Source organism: Acinetobacter sp. Leaf130, from assembly GCF_001423205.1.
Lineage (GTDB): Bacteria > Pseudomonadota > Gammaproteobacteria > Pseudomonadales > Moraxellaceae > Acinetobacter > Acinetobacter calcoaceticus.
This window is the reverse complement of sequence record NZ_LMOE01000006.1, coordinates 182,771-200,827: the sequence shown is the minus strand read 5'-3', so window position 1 is coordinate 200,827 and position 18,057 is coordinate 182,771. Positions and strand designations below refer to the sequence as shown.

The 18,057-nt window shown below is 40.0% G+C and carries 19 protein-coding genes; 12 read left to right on the top strand and 7 right to left on the bottom strand.

What is annotated here, in order from left to right; genetic code table 11:
• Positions 1 to 103 precede the first annotated feature (103 nt).
• Together ASF86_RS13980 and ASF86_RS13975 are read right to left on the bottom strand one after the other, a co-directional pair.
• Positions 104 to 736 (bottom strand): LysE family translocator, encoded by a 633-nt coding sequence (locus ASF86_RS13980; protein ID WP_017388434.1) that lies wholly within the window; start codon positions 734 to 736, stop codon positions 104 to 106.
• Between the two features lie 235 nt (positions 737 to 971).
• Entirely contained in the window at positions 972 to 2,882 is a 1,911-nt protein-coding gene (locus ASF86_RS13975) for an ATP-binding cassette domain-containing protein (protein WP_056482973.1), read from the bottom strand.
• A gap of 32 nt (positions 2,883 to 2,914) precedes the next feature.
• Here ASF86_RS13975 and ASF86_RS13970 point away from each other — a divergent pair, with 32 nt between their 5' ends.
• Positions 2,915 to 3,160 carry a SlyX family protein gene (locus tag ASF86_RS13970; RefSeq protein ID WP_005037011.1) on the top strand — a complete coding sequence of 82 codons (246 nt, stop codon included), beginning with the start codon at positions 2,915 to 2,917 and terminating at the stop codon, positions 3,158 to 3,160.
• A 55-nt stretch (positions 3,161 to 3,215) separates the two neighbouring features.
• On the opposite strand, the gene ASF86_RS13965 is transcribed toward ASF86_RS13970, so the two are convergent.
• On the bottom strand, positions 3,216 to 4,226 hold the full coding sequence (locus ASF86_RS13965) for a zinc-binding alcohol dehydrogenase family protein (protein ID WP_056482970.1): 1,011 nt from the start codon (positions 4,224 to 4,226) through the stop codon (positions 3,216 to 3,218).
• 99 nt (positions 4,227 to 4,325) lie between these two features.
• Between ASF86_RS13965 and ASF86_RS13960 the strand changes: the two genes are divergently transcribed.
• The 10 genes from ASF86_RS13960 (at position 4,326) to ASF86_RS13915 (ending at position 13,281) form a co-directional block, all read left to right on the top strand.
• Positions 4,326 to 4,703, top strand: coding sequence for a winged helix-turn-helix transcriptional regulator (locus tag ASF86_RS13960; RefSeq protein WP_056482968.1), 378 nt, complete (start codon positions 4,326 to 4,328; stop codon positions 4,701 to 4,703).
• A 148-nt stretch (positions 4,704 to 4,851) separates the two neighbouring features.
• A complete protein-coding gene (locus ASF86_RS13955) occupies positions 4,852 to 5,301 on the top strand; it encodes a hypothetical protein (RefSeq protein ID WP_003654749.1) in 450 nt (149 codons plus the stop codon).
• A 35-nt stretch (positions 5,302 to 5,336) separates the two neighbouring features.
• Complete coding sequence (gene topA, locus ASF86_RS13950) at positions 5,337 to 7,973, top strand: type I DNA topoisomerase (protein ID WP_056482965.1); 2,637 nt, start codon at positions 5,337 to 5,339, stop codon at positions 7,971 to 7,973.
• An 88-nt stretch (positions 7,974 to 8,061) separates the two neighbouring features.
• On the top strand, positions 8,062 to 8,820 hold the full coding sequence (locus ASF86_RS13945; RefSeq protein ID WP_056482962.1) for a hypothetical protein: 759 nt from the start codon (positions 8,062 to 8,064) through the stop codon (positions 8,818 to 8,820).
• A gap of 135 nt (positions 8,821 to 8,955) precedes the next feature.
• Entirely contained in the window at positions 8,956 to 9,528 is a 573-nt protein-coding gene (locus tag ASF86_RS13940; protein ID WP_016801770.1) for an HdeD family acid-resistance protein, read from the top strand.
• 113 nt (positions 9,529 to 9,641) lie between these two features.
• A complete protein-coding gene (locus tag ASF86_RS13935) occupies positions 9,642 to 11,621 on the top strand; it encodes an ATP-dependent helicase (protein WP_056483200.1) in 1,980 nt (659 codons plus the stop codon).
• 72 nt (positions 11,622 to 11,693) lie between these two features.
• Complete coding sequence (locus ASF86_RS13930) at positions 11,694 to 11,933, top strand: RNA recognition motif domain-containing protein (protein ID WP_003654760.1); 240 nt, start codon at positions 11,694 to 11,696, stop codon at positions 11,931 to 11,933.
• A 9-nt stretch (positions 11,934 to 11,942) separates the two neighbouring features.
• Positions 11,943 to 12,305: an ASCH domain-containing protein gene (locus ASF86_RS13925; RefSeq protein ID WP_056482959.1), complete on the top strand. Its 363-nt coding sequence runs from the start codon at positions 11,943 to 11,945 to the stop codon at positions 12,303 to 12,305.
• 81 nt (positions 12,306 to 12,386) lie between these two features.
• Entirely contained in the window at positions 12,387 to 12,890 is a 504-nt protein-coding gene (locus ASF86_RS13920; RefSeq protein WP_003654765.1) for a DUF6586 family protein, read from the top strand.
• A gap of 112 nt (positions 12,891 to 13,002) precedes the next feature.
• The gene (locus ASF86_RS13915; protein WP_003654767.1) at positions 13,003 to 13,281 is read left to right on the top strand and encodes a hypothetical protein; all 279 of its coding nucleotides are present in this window, start codon (positions 13,003 to 13,005) and stop codon (positions 13,279 to 13,281) included.
• Between the two features lie 36 nt (positions 13,282 to 13,317).
• On the opposite strand, the gene ASF86_RS13910 is transcribed toward ASF86_RS13915, so the two are convergent.
• From ASF86_RS13910 to ASF86_RS13895, 4 genes are all read right to left on the bottom strand, one after another.
• Positions 13,318 to 15,027: a cation:proton antiporter gene (locus ASF86_RS13910; protein WP_056482956.1), complete on the bottom strand. Its 1,710-nt coding sequence runs from the start codon at positions 15,025 to 15,027 to the stop codon at positions 13,318 to 13,320.
• Between the two features lie 150 nt (positions 15,028 to 15,177).
• Positions 15,178 to 15,333 (bottom strand): 50S ribosomal protein L33, encoded by a 156-nt coding sequence (gene rpmG, locus ASF86_RS13905; RefSeq protein ID WP_003654787.1) that lies wholly within the window; start codon positions 15,331 to 15,333, stop codon positions 15,178 to 15,180.
• Between the two features lie 12 nt (positions 15,334 to 15,345).
• Positions 15,346 to 15,582, bottom strand: a complete 237-nt coding sequence (gene rpmB / locus ASF86_RS13900; RefSeq protein ID WP_000048256.1) for a 50S ribosomal protein L28 — start codon at positions 15,580 to 15,582, stop codon at positions 15,346 to 15,348.
• Between the two features lie 167 nt (positions 15,583 to 15,749).
• Positions 15,750 to 17,198 carry a coniferyl aldehyde dehydrogenase gene (locus ASF86_RS13895; protein ID WP_005036991.1) on the bottom strand — a complete coding sequence of 483 codons (1,449 nt, stop codon included), beginning with the start codon at positions 17,196 to 17,198 and terminating at the stop codon, positions 15,750 to 15,752.
• A 112-nt stretch (positions 17,199 to 17,310) separates the two neighbouring features.
• Here ASF86_RS13895 and ASF86_RS13890 point away from each other — a divergent pair, with 112 nt between their 5' ends.
• Positions 17,311 to 18,003 (top strand): TetR/AcrR family transcriptional regulator, encoded by a 693-nt coding sequence (locus ASF86_RS13890; RefSeq protein ID WP_004641034.1) that lies wholly within the window; start codon positions 17,311 to 17,313, stop codon positions 18,001 to 18,003.
• Positions 18,004 to 18,057 lie beyond the last annotated feature (54 nt).

Sequence of the window (18,057 nt, the reverse complement as noted above, 5' to 3'; positions counted from 1 at the left end):
TTTCAAAAAATTAAAACTGGCAAAAGTGTATCACGAACTGAATTTATCGTCGTAATACACTGTTCAATTGAGTGTTAAGAGAGTTTGAAATAAGAAGGCTGGGTTATCGGCGATTTTCTAAAAGAATTTTAACAGCAAGTCCGGCTAATACAGTTCCCATGAGCCAGCGTTGTATATTTGCCCAAAGAGGCTTTTCTTGTAGAAAAAGCGCAATGCTACCCGCAGAAAGTACAATAAGAGCATTTACTGAAACGCTTACAAAAATTTGAATCGTACCAAGTTGGATTGATTGCCATAAAATACTGCCTTGTTGTGGGTGAATAAACTGTGGCAGTAAAGATAAATACATAATGGCAATTTTAGGATTAAGCAAGTTTGTGGCAAAACCCATTAAAAAGAGTTTAGCTGGGGAGTCTACTGATAAATCTTTTACATTAAAAATAGGGGAGGCATTGGGACGTAGTGCTTTCCATGCAAGCCAGAGTAAATAAATTGCACCCGCAATACGAATAGTGTCATAGGCGTAGGGAACAGCTACAATTAACGCCGTAATACCAAAAGATGCGCAAAGCATATAAAAGATAAAGCCTACAGCTACCCCACCTAAAGAAATAAATCCAGCGGTTTTCCCTTGGCAAATCGAACGAGAAATAAGGTAAATCATATTGGGACCAGGAGTGAGTACCATCGCCAAACAAATTAGTCCAAATGCCAAAATTTGAGAAAGCTCTAGCATGCGAAAACACTCCAATATTATTATGTTGCTAGGTATAACATAATTATTTTTAGAAGTCTTATATTCAAGCACAAGGCTATTTTTAAAATACTGAAAATAGCGAAGATATAATCCATTATAGGAATGTGATGTATAAGCTTTGCTTTTTAAAAAGCTTATATTCTTAATATAAAAAAAGAGCCCCCTTAATTTAAGGAGGCTCTTTTTTACGTTCTTTTTAGCAAAGTAAAGCTGATTAGTTTCCTTTGCTCATTTGTTCAAGCACGTCCCAACGTTCCAATTTTTCAAGTAATAACTCGTCAATTTCTGTAAGACGTTGGCTTGCTTTTGTTGCTGCATCAGCATCTTTAACAAACCATGAACCATCTGCAAGTTTCTCAGAAAGTTCTGCTTGCTCCTTTTCTAAGTTTTCAATTTCAGCGGGTAATTGTTCAAGTTCACGCTGATCTTTATAACTAAGTTTTACTTTTTTAACACTGTTCTGAGCTGCGGCTTTTTCAGCTTCAGCTTTTGCCTGAGCTTTTTTTACATCAGATTTCTGGTCTACAACTTTATCATCTGGACGCTGTTGCAAATAGTCTTGATATCCACCGATGTACTCTGCAATGTTACCTTTACCATCAAATACCCACGTCGATGTTACTACGTTATCCATAAACGCACGGTCATGGCTAATGAGAAGCAAAGTGCCTTTGTATTCGGCTAACATTTCTTCAAGTAGCTCAAGGGTTACCATATCCAAGTCATTGGTTGGCTCATCCATCACAATCAGATTCGACGGTTTGAGCAGCAATTTAGCCAGTAAGATACGATTTCGTTCACCACCAGAAAGTGCTTTTACTGGAGTACGTGCACGTTCAGGTGAAAATAAGAAGTCTTGTAGATAGCTGTAGATATGACGACGGTTGCCATTCACATCAACGAAGTCAGAGCCTTCTGAAACGTTTGCCATTACCGTTTTTTCAAGGTCTAAGGCATTACGCAACTGGTCAAAATAAGCAACTTCTAACTGTGTGCCTGTTTTAACTGAGCCGCCATGTTCGATTGTACCTAAAATAGCTTTAATTAAGGTTGTTTTACCAACACCGTTATCGCCGACTAAACCAATACGGTCACCGCGCATGACAAGGGCAGAAAAATCTTTGATGAGTAGATTGTCACCATAAGATACGCTTAAATGTTCGATATCGAATACTAATTTACCAGAACGATTTGCATCTTGAGTTGCCATACTCACTTTGCCTTGTTGTGAGCGGCGTGCTTTAGATTCTTCTCGTAAAGCTTTTAGGGCACGAACACGGCCTTCATTACGCGTACGACGTGCCTTAATACCTTGGCGAATCCAAGCCTCTTCTTCAGCTAGTTTTTTATCAAATAAAGCATTCTGTTTTTCTTCTGCTTCCATTTGCTGAGCTTTAAGCTCTAAATAACGTGAATAGTTACCTTCATAAGTGCGTAAAACGCCTCGATCGAGTTCTACAATTCGAGTTGCAATGCTATCTACAAAAGAACGGTCATGCGAGATAAACAGAAGCGTTAAATTATTTTGATCAAGTAAAAATTTTTCTAACCATTCAATACTTTCAACATCTAAATGGTTCGTTGGTTCGTCTAGAAGTAATACATCTGGTTGCGTCAATAGAGCGCGAGCTAATAAAACACGGCGTTTACGTCCACCAGATAGGTCTGCCAAGTCGGCATTTGGATCGAGACCCATTTTGCTTAGAAGAGCATTTACTTTATTTTCGAGTGCCCAACCGTCTAATTGGTCTAGCTTATGCTGAAGGTTACCCATACGATCACAGGCTTCCATATCTCCTAGCATACAAGCGTCAGTCGCTTCATGATAAGCTCTGAGTACTTCTGCTGCTTCTCCTGCACCATCTGCCACAATGTCGGCTACTTTGCCAGAGTCCATTGGAACGTCTTGGGCTAACATTGAAACAGTTAGACCATTTTGAATGGAAACTTCACCAGAATCTGGTAATAGGCTTCCCTCGATCAGTTTAAGTAAAGTAGACTTACCTTCACCATTACGCCCAATTAAACAGACTCGTTCGCCACGTTCTAGATTAAAGTTCGCGCCATCGAGTAGGGCAGGTCCGCCAAAAGCAAGTTGGACATCCCTTAGGGTAATATAGGCCATAATGTTTTCCAGAATCTCAAATGAGGATTTAAATGACTAAACCACCATATCATGATGATCAAGCGTCATTGTCCGCACCCATTGAAGATTTGCAAGTGCGAATTACATTTTTGGATGATTTAGTTGAACAATTAAATCAACAACTCGCTATTCAGACTCAAGAAATAGCTGATTTAAAAAAACAAATGCAATTTCTTTATCAACGTGTGGAATCATCGGATTTATCAGATGGCATTGCACCTTTTGACCCATTAACCAATAAACCTCCTCACTATTAATAAAATGGCAAGTTCAATACTTGCCATTTTATTAGGGGATATTTATGAATTTTGCTTAAAAACCATGTAATACGATTTTCCCTTTTGTTGTACCACTTTCAATTTGTTGGTGAGCCAGTTTTAGGTTTTGAGCATTAAATGGGCTTAAAACTTGCGAAAGAGTCGTCTTGATTTTACCTGCGTCAACAAGTTCTGAAACCTCATTGAGTAACTCACTTTGTTTAACCATGTCTTGGGTTTGATACATGGAACGAGTGAACATAAATTCCCAGTGCACTGATACAGATTTAGATTTAAAAGGTTTAATATCTAACTGTGCTGGATCATCAATTAAGCCAAAATGACCTTGTGGTGCAATCAACTCTACGATGTCTGCTAAATGTTGATCAGTTTGGGTAGTCGAGAACACATATAAAGGTGCATTTAAACCTAATTGCTTGATTTGTGTTGTTAAAGGTTGACTATGATCTAACACATAGTCGGCACCGAGTTGCTTAATCCATTCTTTAGTTTCAACGCGTGAAGCGGTGGAAATAATAGTGAGATTGGTTAACTGCTTGAGTAGTTGAATTGTGATTGAACCAACACCGCCAGCCCCACCAATCACTAATATGCATGTATTTTCTGGGGCAGCTTTTGGGACCTGTAACCGATCAAATAACATTTCCCATGCCGTGATTGCGGTTAAAGGAAGGGCCGCCGCCTCTCTTGGTTCTAAGGTTTTTGGTTTATGACCCACAATGCGTTCATCAACCAACTGCAATTCACTATTACTGCCTTGGCGATTGAGTGCACCCGCATACCAAACCTCATCTCCGATTTTAAATTGTGAGACTTGATCTCCAATCGCTTCAACGACACCTACCGCATCCCAACCAAGAGTCTTCCACTGATTATTATCTGCGCTTACATTCTTACGAATTTTTGTGTCTACAGGGTTCACAGAGACCGCTTGGACACGGACAAGTAGATCATGACCTTCTGCAACAGGTGTCTCTAGTTCGACGTCAACCAGTGCCTCTGGTGATGTAATGGGACCTGCTTTTTGATATGCCACAGCTTTCATAATAATAATTCCTCTTGTTGGGAGTTTGATCATAACGTAAGCTTAAATTTGGTGACTACAGACAAATAACGCTCATAGTGTCAAAAAGGATACTGTAAAATGGCAAAAGCACGGCATTCAAGTTTTGATTGCTCTCCGGGTTGTTCTGTTGAAGCAGCCATTAGTTTGATTGACGGAAAGTGGAAATGCGTCATTCTTTGGCATCTATTTAATGAAGGCACCTTAAGGTTTAATGAAATCCGAAAGCGTGTTCCAAGCATTACCCAAAGAATGCTGACAAATCAGTTACGTGAGTTAGAACAAGACGGGATTATTCATCGAGAAGTTTATCCTCAAGTTCCGCCTAAGGTTGAGTACTCTCTAACTGATTTAGGACAAAGTCTAGAGCAAATCTTGTTTGCTTTAAAACTGTGGGGAGATGTCCATCTTGATCGGTTTGGTAAATTGGCATTAGCTGCGAGCAATCAGAACCCTTAAACATATTTAAATAATCTCACGGCAATTTGCACCTTGAAATACCGATATTTTGGGCCTTGCGATTTTATCGGGCATTATTTTTATGATGTAACTTGCGTTTTCTGGTCAGCTTATGCAACTCTAATAAAAGAGATTAATAGGTTTTGCTATGGACAATATGGGAATTTGGGTTACCGTTATCATTGTTCTTTTCGTACTAGGCTCCATTTTTGGTTTAAGAGTGAGCCCACGTGAAAAGGCACTTGGTATTATGCGAGATAAAGCCCGTAAAATAGGGTTGCATCCACGTGTAATTGTTGCACCTGAATGGACACATGTCCCAATGGCCACTGAAAAACGTGCCAGCATGGTTGCTTATTATAGTGTATTGATTCCTGATGCCCGTTTATCTTTAATGCGTGCTCGCGTTATAGACGGCAAGTTAAAAGTAATTCAGGGTGATGAGAAATTTAATGATTCTCCCATTGCATTAAAAGGGATTTATGCTATTGATATGCAGGCAAACTGTGTAGGGCTTTATTGGGATGAGGAATCAGACCTAAGAGCGACACAATTAGATGAGATGAAGGCTTATCTGTTGGCCTTGGCTAAAGCCTGATTTTTAAATTTATTGGTATAGGAATAACATTTTATATGGCGAATACCTCGCGCTCTGCATCTCAAAGCACAGCATCTACTGCACCTGCTGCACCTAAACGTGCCTTAGTGATTGTGGAGTCGCCTGCCAAAGCGAAAACCATCAATAAATATTTGGGTTCGCAATTCATTGTAAAGTCTTCTGTAGGTCACGTACGTGACTTGCCAACAGGCGGCAGTAAATCAACAGAGAAAAAGCCGGCTGCCCGGACTAAACTCACCGAAGCCGAAAAAGAACAAAAAGCTAGTCAGGCTTTAGTTAATCGTATGGGGGTTGATCCTGAACATGGTTGGGAAGCTCATTACGAAGTTCTGCCTGGCAAAGAAAATGTTGTTGCTGAACTCAAAAAACTCGCCAAAGATGCCGATGCAATCTATCTCGCAACGGACTTGGATAGAGAAGGGGAAGCGATTGCTTGGCACCTAAGAGAAGTTATCGGTGGTGATGACAGTCGTTATCACCGCGTGGTGTTCAACGAAATTACCAAAAATGCCATTCAAGAAGCATTTAAACAGCCAACACGTCTAGATCTAAATCGTGTGAATGCTCAGCAAGCACGCCGTTTCTTAGACCGTGTAGTGGGCTTTATGGTTTCGCCATTACTTTGGGAAAAAATTGCCCGTGGTTTATCTGCCGGACGTGTGCAGTCAGTAGCGGTGAAACTGGTTGTAGAGCGTGAGCGTGAAATCCGTGCGTTTATTCCAGAAGAATATTGGCAAGTTTTTGCAGATACTCAGTCCAAAAAAGATGATATTCGTCTTGAAGCATTTAGACAGGCTGGTAAAACCCTTAAACTGAAAAATAAAGCTGAAACTGATGCTTTATTAGATGTTTTAAAAGGTGCTGAATATAAAGTTGCACAGCGTGAAGATAAACCAACTAAGGTCAATCCAAGCGCACCTTACATTACTTCAACTTTGCAACAGGCTGCGAGTACACGTTTAGGCTTTTCTGTAAAGAAAACCATGATGTTAGCTCAGCGTTTATATGAAGCAGGTTTTATTACCTATATGCGTACTGACTCAACTTTCTTGAGTGATGATGCAGTAAGCATGGTACGTGCCCATATTGAAAGCCAATATGGTGAAAAATATTTACCGGCAAAGCCAAACCGCTATGGTAATAAAGCGGGTGCTCAAGAAGCCCATGAGGCGATTCGTCCGTCAAATGTTGCGCTTACAGGTGATCAACTTGCAGGTGTAGAGCGTGATGCTCAACGCCTATATGATTTGATCTGGCGTCAGTTTGTTGCGTGTCAAATGACACCAGCAGAATATTTATCTTCTACTTTAATTGTTGAAGCAGCGAATGTTGAGTTAAAGGCGAAAGGCCGTACGCTTGTATTTGAAGGCTTCACTAAAGTACGTGGCGCGAATAAGTCAGATGACGATATTATTTTACCTGCAATTAAAGTAGGCGAAATTTTAAAATTAGAAAAGTTAGATCCAAGTCAGCACTTTACTAAACCACCTGCACGTTTTACTGAAGCATCTTTAGTTAAAGAGCTTGAAAAACGTAGTATTGGCCGTCCTTCGACCTATGCTGCTATTATTTCTACCATTCAGGAACGTGGTTACGTTAAGTTAGAAAACCGTCGTCTTTTTGCCGAGAAAATGGGCGAGATTGTGACGGATCGTCTGGATGAAAGTTTTAATAACTTGATGAATTATGCCTTTACGGCAGATCTTGAAGGCCAGCTTGATAAAGTTGCAACGGGTGAGCGTAACTGGAAAGAGTTGCTAGACACTTTCTATGGCGACTTTAAAAAACGTTTAACGAATGCTCAGGGCGAGCAGGGAATGCGCCGTAACCAACCGGTTGAAGTACCAGCAGTACATTGCCCTGAATGCTCACGTCCAATGCAGATTCGTACGGGTACAACTGGTGTATTCTTAGGATGTTCTGGCTATAACTTGCCACCTAAAGAGCGTTGTAAAGGTACACTGAACTTAACACCTGTTGAGTCGTTAGCTGCGCTATCTGATGATGATGGTGCTGAAACCGCGGACTTGATGTCTAAGCATCGCTGTGAGAAATGTGGCACTGCCATGGACAGCTATGTGATTGATGGTGGTCGTAAACTGCACGTATGTGGTAACAACCCGGACTGTGATGGTTTTGAGCTTGAAGAAGGTGAGTTCAAGATCAAGGGTTATGATGGCCCAACGATCCCATGTGATAAATGTGATGGTGAAATGCAACTTAAGACGGGACGTTTTGGTCCATATTTCGCTTGTACCAGCTGTGACAATACACGTAAAGTTTTGAAGAGTGGTCAACCTGCACCTCCACGTGTAGAGCCAATCAAGATGGAGCACCTACGTTCAACGAAACATGATGACTTCTTTGTGTTACGTGATGGCGCAGCAGGATTGTTCTTGGCAGCGAGTAAATTCCCGAAAATTCGAGAAACACGCGCACCAAAAGTTGCTGAGTTACGTAGTGTTGCAGCTCAGCTTGATCCAAAATATCAATTTATTTTGCAAGCACCAGATGTAGACCCAGAAGGTAATCCAGCAGTTGTGAAATTCAGTCGTAAGAATCAATCACAATATGTAGGCTCGGAAACACCAGAGGGTAAACAAACCAAATGGAGCCTGATTTATCAAGATGGTAAATGGGTTGAGGGTTAAACAAGCCCACGATAAAAAATGCTAGCTCAGCTAGCATTTTTTATATCTAAAACAATAAAAGAAAATTTTAATTTTATGGGGAATAAGAATGTGGAAAAACATTCGGGTCTTATGCTTATTAATTATTTTGTTGATTGTTGCTGTTCAGGCATGGCGAGATCAGAATCAAGATTGGAATCACACAGTTGTAGTCGTTCTACATCCAGTGAATGCTGATGGTTTACAGACAACACAGACCTATACTGATCAATTGAAAAACGAAGATTTTTGGGCAATTAAAAACTATCTGGATGAATGGTCACAGCATTATCGTGGGCAAACAGGAAACTTTGTAATTCGTTTAGGACAACAGTTACAGCAACGACCACCAGAGGTTCCTGAAAATGCCAATATCTTGCATGTTATGTGGTGGAGCCTAAAGTTTCGTTTTTATGCATGGCGCCAGCAACAACCTGAAGATAGTGGAGCCTCACTCAAACTTTACTTAAATTATTATGATCCGAATTATCAGAAAGTCTTGATCCATTCGACTGCTTTAGAAAGAGGTCGTATTGGTAGTGTGAATTTATTTGCGAACAAAACACAAGCTTCACAAAATCAAGTCGTCATCGTTCATGAGCTTTTACATGGCTTTGGAGCACAGGACAAATATGATTTAAAAACAGGACAGCCGGTTTATCCTATAGGTTATGCTCATCCAGAAAAAATTCCCCTTTATCCGCAAATTCAAGCTGAAATTATGGGAGGTCATACTGCCTTATCTGAGCAGAGTAGTAAAATGCCTAATAATTTACAAGAAACGATCATAGGTTTACCTACTGCCCGAGAAATTGGCTGGGTGAAATAAAACTGTGGATAAATACTGCTTTATCCACATCAATTGTTAAGAAACGATGCAGATTTTATACAGACAAAAAGTGTGAAGTACATCACTATTGTTAGGTAGATGAAATTCTAATACCTGATAATAAGAGTAGCCATGATGAAAACTGTAGGTAATGATTTGGTACGTAATCAGTTACATGCTGACCGTAAATGGTATTTGATATTAGGCTTTGTGCTTATTGGTTTTGGTCTGATTTTATTTAGTTCATTGCCATTTGCGACTTTTTCTGTCGTTTTTTTATTTGGAATACTCATGATGGTCGGCGGTGTGTTACATCTCGTCGCGGCTATGAGTGTTTTTAAAGGTGCAAGCCGATGGTTATGGGCACTGTTTGGTGTGCTTTATCTCATGGCAGGCTATTACGCTTTTTCTACTCCAGTCACTACAGCTGTGGTTTTGACAAGTCTATTATCTATAGCGCTTATCATTGCAGGTGCTATACGTACTATAAATGCAATTTTACTTAAGCCCATTACAGGATGGGGCTGGACCTTGTTTTCGGGACTGCTCACCTTATTTACTGGTATTTTAATTTTGGTTTCTAAAGATTCACCTTTTTGGGTGCTGGGAATGTTCCTTGCTGTTGATATCTTATTTCAGGGAATTAACTTCCTTGGTTTAGCTTCAGCCATCAAACATCTTCCATCTAGTTCAAAAACAGTATCTTAAAAATAATATCGACTCAAAGAGCACTTTAAGTGCTCTTTTTGTTTTTAGGACAGGCAGCCCCATCTTTGCTGGGCTCTGTTAAACTATGCCTTGGTGTGTTAGCGATATGTGTTATGAGTCTTGCAAAATTAATTAATGAACTAAATGCTCAGCAAAAAAAAGCAGCAACAACGTCTGCGCAGAACTGTTTAGTTTTGGCGGGTGCTGGTTGTGGCAAGACGAAAACGATTGTTGCGCGTGCTGCCTATTTAATTGATCAAGGCTTACCAGCGAACCAAATTCAGATTTTAACGTTTACTCGACGTGCTGCGAGTGAGATTGTTGCAAGAGTAGAGCAACATGTTGGAGCACAGGCCAAGGGTCTGAGAGCTTCAACTTTTCATACTTTTTGTATGTATTTACTGCGCCGTAATCCACAAGCTTTTGGGTTAAATCAATTTAGTATTATTGATCGTGATGATCAGTTGCTCATGTTTCGCTTATTAAGAGGCAAAGACAAAGATAACGTCTTACCTAAAGCCGCAGAGCTATGCGATTTATATTCATATGCAAGAAATACTCAAACAAAACTTTCTGAAGCATTAATCAAACAGCTTCCAGAAGCCTATGAGCATAAGACTCAAATTGCAGATTTGATGAAAACCTATGAGCAGCGTAAAAGAGAACGTAATTTTTTAGATTATGACGATATTCTCTCAATTGTAGCTGTCCATTTGCAAAATTCTGAAGCACTCACCAACTGGGTTGCAGGTTTTTGTCAGGCACTGCTGGTTGATGAAATGCAAGATACCAATCCTTTGCAGTGGGCCTTATTACAACCATTGATTGGCAAAGTGAAGTTGTTTTGTGTTGGCGATGATGCCCAGTCGATTTATGGTTTTCGCGGTGCTGACTTTGAAAATATCCATTCTTTTAAAGAGCGAATTCCTGACGCAGTCATTCATACACTGGATTTAAATTACCGTTCGACCCAAGAAATTTTAGATTTATCAAACTGGTTATTAGCAAATAGCCCAATTGATTATCAAAAACAGCTGCAAGCACATCGTGGGCAAGGGCAAAAACCTCAGCTACACCTATTTGGTAATGAGTATGAAGAAGCAAACTGGATTGCACAGGACTTAATAACGCGACATCAGCAAGGTGCAAGCTGGCACGATCATATGATTTTAGTGCGTTCTGGCTATAGTGCACGATATCTGGAAGGGGCTTTTATTGCTGCTGAATTACCTTACCGTTTTATTGGTGGGGTAAAACTTCTTGAGTCTGCTCATGTGAAAGACGTGCTTAGCCTGCTACGTATTGTGAGTAATCCTCACGATGATTTGGCGTGGATGCGTTTTTTAACCTTGTGGGATGGTATTGGTGATGTTGGTGCAAGTAAGCTCGCTCAAGAGCTGATGGGAATTGCTGATGTTGAGGAGCGCTGCCAGCGACTGGAACGTCATGGAAAAGTTCCTTTACAAGCGATTTTAATTTTAAAGCAGTTAGATGTATTACAGCAGCATGTTGAAGCAAGTATTGGCTTAGCACTCGATGCTTTAGGTGAACAACTCGAGCAAAATTATAAAACTAAAGATTGGTCACGCCGGTTAAAAGATTTTGATTTGGTCAAACAACTTGCACGTAAACATGCATCTTTAGGTGAGTTTCTTGAAGAATATGTGCTTGAACCTATTTCAGTTTCTGAAATTGAAAAAGCAGCTGATCAGGATTTAGTCACTTTAATTACGATCCATTCAGCTAAAGGTGCTGAACAGAAAGTCTGCTATGTACCTCATGTATCGCCAAATCAATATCCTTATGTAAGGGCACAGGGCGATTTTGATGATGTCGAAGAAGAGCGCCGCGTATTGTATGTTGCATTAACACGTGCAGAAAATGAATTAATTTTGACTAAGCAAAACCTCAATACATGGTCAGAAGATAATTATGACGAACAAGGTCGTAAAATCGAAAGTTATTTCCTAAATGATCTCCCTGCACATTTGGTTCAGGCAAAGATTCATAGGCAAGTACCTCAGCCATTTGCTAAAAAGCAATGGAACCGTTCACCTGCAGTAAATTTAGGTTTTGGTATCGATCTGGATTAAACTACTGTATAAGACACTGTGATTACTTAAATATATTGGCTGCTCCCTTTTATTGCCAATTAAGGTTAGAAAATGAAGATATTAGTTCGTAATTTAGATCGTGCTGTGAGTGAAACTGAAATTTTAGAGTTATTCAAAGCATTTGGTAAAGTTGAAACGTGTGTTCTTGTTACTGATAAAGACACAGGTAAATCGAAAGGTTTTGGTTTTGTTGAAATGCCTAACCCACGTGAAGCAATTAAGGCAATTAAAGGCTTAAACCTGCTTAAAGTTAAAGGCAATGGAATTCGCGTTAAAGCAGCTGAAGAATAAGTCTTCAGTGTGAAAAGACAGTTTTTAGCTCTTTCGATTGTCGCGCCAAATGGTACTCGTATCGCTGAAGGTATAAAAACACTTGAAGTGCGTTCATGGGTACCTACAAAACTGCCAATCAAAGATCTATTAATTGTCGAGAACCAAAATTTTTTGGTCAAAGATACTGATGAAGAAGAGGGAGTTGCTGTCGCTTTGGTTGATATCGACTCTATTCATGCTTGGCGAAATGATGAAATTGAGCCAGCATGTGCAACTGCTTGGAGCGAGGGATATTTTGCTTGGGTTTTAAGTAATGTTCGTCCTATAAGCCAGCCTTTAAAAACTTTAGCTAAACGTAAAATTTATCAAGTTGAGCTGGATTTACCATAAATAACGTTGATTTTATTAATGGAGTCGTTAAGCTAAAGATTAGCTGTTGCAATAGCGATTTTAAAACAGGAAAGTTTAGTTATGTCACGTGTTGCTCGTTATCATGCCGATCGTACCAATCAGAAGCTCTATTTTGCGCGCTTAGCGTGTCAACAGGCTGAACAGACCGATCATGTGCAGCAGATACAAGCTCACCGTGAAGCAGCTGTATTTCACCTACATGGTGCAATGTTAGCTTTCTTGCAAGAATTGGTACGTTATTATCGTTTAAATGATTTACAACCTACCTTAAAATCTATTGAGGAACATATGGCGGCAAAAGGGCAGGTTTCTCCTGAAGTCTCTGTTTTGCAGCAATTGGCAAAAGATGGTTTCGTTGCTGAGTTAAAGCGAGCTTATCGTATGTGCCAATATGCGCCGGAACCAAAAGAGCCGACCCCTGAAGAAGAGACATCATCTAACCTGATTATCAAAGTAACTCAAGGTCCTCAATCTTGGTTACCTGATGTCAAAATTTTGCGTGAATGGCATCGAGAATTAACCCATTTAATTGATGGTTTTCGTAATGAAATGGTCGAGTTCTAAAATTAAACTGTCCTAGTGCTTGAAATTTGGTGTGGATGTGCCTATATAAATAAGACAAGAGATGCAAAGTGCAAGGGTGCTTTGCCACCATGTTGAAACATGGAGGAAGTATATGTCTATACAGCAATTGAAAGAGTTATTTGGAAATCAAGAAGCAGTGTTGGAATTAGTCCAACTCGAAGGTGGTGAACTTGCCTTGCGTAATGCCGGTTCTGAGAACGAACCCTTGGTCAAAATTCAATTTAGCGATGAAGTAAAAGCAATTTTAGGTGAACAAACACCTGTGGTTGCCCAACATATGATTCAGGCTGCATTGTTTGGACTGCTTGAGAAGCAGGTAAATGAGTGGCAGGCTGAGGTAGTAGACGAACAGCCTAAATTCTTGAGCTAATAAAAAGCGTACTCTTGAGTACGCTTTTTATATCAGTTAATGAATAGTTGACTGATGGGCAAGCTCGATCTGATTTACTATATGATGGCTCATGTTCTTTGCCATTTCCTCTTTAGCATAGAACACTTCACCAATATTCTCATCTCGAATGATAGCCGCTTCTTCTTTACTTTCTGCGCAAATTAACACCTGAATTTGAGGGTTTAATTGCTTAGCAATCGCCACAATACGGTGAATATCTAAAATATCCATAGGTGAAATCACCAAGAGCCGTGCATGCATGATATGTGCTTGAATTAAAACACTTGGCTCAGTCGCAACACCACTGACTGCTGCAATATTCGAATGACGCAGTTTTTCTACGATTTCACGATTTTCTTCTGCAATAACGACCTTAATATTCTCGTTAATTAAATTTTCAGTGATACGTCGTCCCACACCGCCATATCCTACAATGACGACCTGATCGCGTAAGTAAGCCTGATCGACTTCATCAGGTAACATTGCTAATGGGTCACCACTACGTTCAAGAAGACGAGCTAAGTGAGAGCGCTCACGAATCCAGCGTTGTACTGGTTCAATTGCAGAGAATATAAAAGAGTTCAGCGTAATTGAAAATAAAGCACCAGCTAGAATCAGGTTTTGTGCTTCTAAAGTTAATAAACCTAATGAGACACCGAGAGTTGCTAAAATAAATGAGAACTCACCAATTTGGGCCAAACTCGCGCCAACTGTAAGGGCTGTATTGATGGGATAACGAAAGAATAAAACCAAAGCCATTGCAGCAAGTGTTTTACCTACCATAATAATGGCGATAACGGCCAAAATATGTAGCGGACGTTCAACCAGAATATGTGGGTCAAAAAGCATTCCCACAGAGACAAAAAACAGAATTGAGAAAATTTCGCGTAATGGAAGCGTTTCTTCTTCGGCGCGGTGGCTAAAGTCTGATTCTTTAACAACCATTCCCGCAAAGAAAGCCCCTAATGCCATGGAAACTCCAAAAATGGCATAAGATCCATAGGCAATAGAAACAGCGGCTGCAACAACGGTCAGGGTAAATAACTCTCTTGAACCTAAACGAGCAACAAACTGCATGATGATAGGAACAACGCGTTTACCTACAATCAGCATAAAGGCAATAAAGCCAACTACTTTTAATAAAGTGAGCCCAAGGGTTAGCCAGATATTACTATCTGCACCTTCTGGTGCTTTCCCACCGAGTAAAACTGCTGTAGCTGGAAGGAGTACTAAAACCAGTACCATGACTAAATCTTCGACTAACAGCCAACCCACAGCAATTTTGCCGTTAACTGAATCTAAAAGACCTCGGTCTCCTAAAGCTTTTAATAATACAACAGTACTCGCACACGACAGACTTAAGCCAAAAACGAGTGCAGAACCAAAGCTCCATCCCCATAGCATGGATACGCCAACTCCTAATAGAGTGGCGACCGCAATTTGTAAAATCGCGCCTGGTACAGCAATACGGCGAACGAGCAATAGGTCATTTAATGAAAAGTGCATCCCTACACCAAACATCAGAAACATGACCCCGAGTTCTGCAAGCTGGTTAGCAAGATGAATATCTGCTTCTATGCCAGGTGTATTTGGGCTAATAATAATTCCGGCAATTAAATAGCCGATAAGAGGGGGAAGTCGTAATCGGGCTGCAAGATAACCAAAGAAGAGGGCAACACCGAAACCAACAGCAAGTAAAACAATTAAATCTACGTCATGCGGCACTAAAAACTCCTTTTACGTGAGTTAGGCTAAAGACAAGCATAAAAAATGCCAAGGCGAAATATGTGGAAAGTTTAACAAAAAAAAGCCAGGTATAAAAAAAATGCAAAAAAAAACGACCTCATTGTGAAGTCGTTTTTTTCGAGGCTAAAATTATTTGATTTTAGCTTCTTTGAAAATCACGTGTTGACGGATTTTTGGATCAAATTTTTTGATTTCCATTTTTTCCGGCATAGTACGTTTGTTTTTAGTCGTGGTATAGAAATAACCTGTACCAGCTGTAGAAACGAGACGAATCTTATCACGCATTGTTCAGACTCCTTAGATCTTTTGACCTTGAGCACGAAGGTCTGCAACAACCTTTTCGATACCCAATTTGTCAATAATACGCATACCTTTAGTGGTTAAACGAAGACGTACAAAACGTTTTTCGCTTTCTAACCAGAAACGGTGGTGGTGCAGGTTCGGCTCGAACCGGCGCTTGGTTTTGTTGTTGGCGTGTGAGACGTTGTTACCAACGACTGGACGCTTGCCGGTAACTTGGCAAACCTTAGACATGGTGTAACTCCATTGATTCAGCCAACAGCAAATCTGTGGCCAGTCATACTAAATGTAAACGGATGAATTCATTCAAGGGGCGTTTTATACCAAAAATACGATTAAAAGACAAGCGGAATTGGTAAAAACGAGGCATGATTTAGTATAACAGATCATGCCTTGATCAGTTAGCGCAACAAGGTTTTCGAAATGAAACGATGAATGGGCTTATTGAACGGTGGAAGAATGTATTTAAGACTATAAAGTTTTGGATTTGACATCACCGAACGTTCATGAGAAAGACTGAAAAAGCCCTCTGGTCCGTGATATTTACCCATACCTGATGCGCCAATTCCTCCAAAGGGTAAATCATCCTGAGCCACATGGGTAATGACCATGTTGATTCCGAAATGTCCTGAGTGGGTGTGCTGCGCAACATAATCAGCACGCGCCTGATCATAGTCGAAATAATACATGGCTAAAGGACGTGGACGACTATTAATAAATTCGATGACTTCTTCTATTTGATCATATTCTAAAATTGGTAGAACGGGACCAAAAATTTCATTTTGCATAATATCCATTGCAGTCGTTACGCCTGTAACTAAAGTCGGTGCAATTTTACGGACATCATCTAAAATTTCATTTTGTGGGTTAATTTCCACAATACGAGCACCTTGATCGCGGGCATTTTCAAGGTAGCCCTGAATACGGTTGTATTGTTTGTCATTAATAATAGATGTGTAATCTTGATTATTGCGGAAGTGTGGATACATGCCAGCCACAATCAATTTAAAATTTTCGATGAACTCGGCAGTTTTCCCGCGCGGTAAGAAAATATGGTCAGGTGCAACACAAGTTTGTCCTGCATTCCATAATTTCCCTACAGCAATACGTTGAGCCACATCTTTCATATCCATAGATGCATGCACAAGTGCAGGAGATTTTCCGCCTAACTCAAGAATAACAGGAACCAGATTTTGAGCTGCGGCTGCCATCACTGTTTTACCAACAGAAGTTGAGCCTGTGAAAATCATTTTGTCAAAAGGCAAATGACTAAAAGCATCTGAAATAACGCCACCACCATTTACCACAGCAACTAATTCTTGTGGAAAGGCTTCTGCTAATACACTTTCAAGGACTCGCCCAAAATTTGGAGAGGCGCTAGAAATCTTGATCATGGCATGGTTGCCTGCTGCCAACGCACAGATTAATGGTCCAACTGAAAGCAGCAATGGGTAGTTCCATGGTGTAATAATACCAATTACACCCATAGGTTGATATTGTACCCAACCTTTTGCTGGTTGATGTAATACACTGATATGGCGTTTTGAAGGTTTCATCCACGCTGTCAGATGTTTGCTGTAATATTTGATTTGTTCCAAACTGGTGAGTAACTCACCAATTTTTGTTTCCATAACTGCACGATTGCCATAATCAAGGTTAATTGCGTCCGCAATCTGATCTTGATATTTTACCAAGACTCTTTTAAGACGAGCTAAACGATCAATACGCTCTTTAGCAGTGGGTACCGGATGACGTAAATAAGCAAGCTTTTGTTGTTCAAGCAAATCATGTAAATGCTTAACATCATAAGGGAGCTGAGTCTCTGGATTTGTTTTTGTTTGACTGTTCATCGGTACTTACCAAATACATTGATATGTTTATTTTTTAGAGTAAATACTCTAAATAGTCAAGTCAGTTTATGTGTTCAAGTCTTAACCATTTGAATTATTAAAGGTTATTAAAATGTCTCAACCTAAAGCTCTGAAGACAAAAGACCGGATTTTACAAATCAGTTTGCAGCTTTTTAACGAGCGAGGTGAACGGTCGGTTACAACCAATCATATTGCTGCGGAGTTAGGTATTAGTCCCGGAAACTTGTATTATCATTTCCGGAACAAGCATGAAATCATTAAGGAATTAATGTATCAATATCAGGCGGAGACTTTGGAAGTACTTTCTTTACCTGACGATAGACCATTAACGACCAATGATAAAATCAACTATTTTCAAGTGCTCAGTGGTCAGTTATGGAGTTACCGCTTTATTCATCGTGATGTTTATCATTTAGTTGAAAGTAACGAAGACTTTAAAAAGATTTATCCACGTTTTGCGGGGCAGGTCATGCAGCAGGGGCAAAGAATTTATCAAGCCTTTGTAGATGCAGGTCTTATGAAAATGACGCCATCGGAAATTGAAGCACTCATTATTAACCTCTGGATTGTATTAACAAACTGGACAAACTTTTTGTATATGTCTGGTCATATTAGTGACAATAACCATTTAGAAGAAAAATGGGTTTGGCAAGCATTACGCCAAATGGTTTTCCTTGAAGGGCCTTATCTTATGGGTGAAAGCCGAGCAACTTATGAGCAGTTGCTTGAATCTCTTGGCCCTTCAGATCTATTTGCTAGCTTATCGTCCTTAAAAGACGAATAGTTGTGCTTGTTTATTTAGGGCGCTAGAATACTCGGCCTATTAAAAAATTTATCT